Source organism: uncultured Shewanella sp., from assembly GCF_947501225.1.
In the GTDB taxonomy this organism is placed as follows: domain Bacteria; phylum Pseudomonadota; class Gammaproteobacteria; order Enterobacterales; family Shewanellaceae; genus Shewanella.
Map to the genome: position 1 here is coordinate 1 of NZ_CANMUW010000043.1, position 650 is coordinate 650.

Consider the following 650-nt stretch of genomic DNA (forward strand, 5'->3'; position numbering starts at 1 on the left):
AGCGTAATAGCTCACTAGTCGAGTCGGCCTGCGCGGAAGATTTAACGGGGCTAAGCAATACACCGAAGCTATGGGTGCACACTTTGTGTGCGCGGTAGAGGAGCGTTCTGTAAGCCGTTGAAGGTGAAGGGGTAACCCACGCTGGAGGTATCAGAAGTGCGAATGCTGACATGAGTAACGATAAAGGGAGTGAAAAACTCCCTCGCCGAAAGACCAAGGGTTCCTGTCCAATGTTAATCAGGGCAGGGTGAGTCGACCCCTAAGGCGAGGCCGAAAGGCGTAGTCGATGGGAAACAGGTTAATATTCCTGTACTTCTGCTAACTGCGATGGAGAGACGGAGAAGGCTAGGCTAGCGCGGCGTTGGTTGTCCGCGTTTAAGATAGTAGGCCGTACACTTAGGCAAATCCGGGTGTACATTGGCTGAGAGTTGATGACGAGGTCCTAAGGGACTGAAGTAGTTGATGCCATGCTTCCAGGAAAATCTTCTAAGCTTCAGGTTAGCAGGAATCGTACCCCAAACCGACACAGGTGGTTGGGTAGAGAATACCAAGGCGCTTGAGAGAACTCGGCTGAAGGAACTAGGCAAAATGGTACCGTAACTTCGGGAGAAGGTACGCTCCTGGTGGTGATGAGACTTGCTCTCTAAGCT

Annotated in this window: 1 rRNA gene; it reads left to right on the forward strand. The window is 51.7% G+C overall.

Annotation, left to right across the window (positions count from 1 at the left end):
• Positions 1–650: ribosomal RNA gene (locus Q1B47_RS21830) — 23S ribosomal RNA — on the forward strand; the annotation flags it as partial.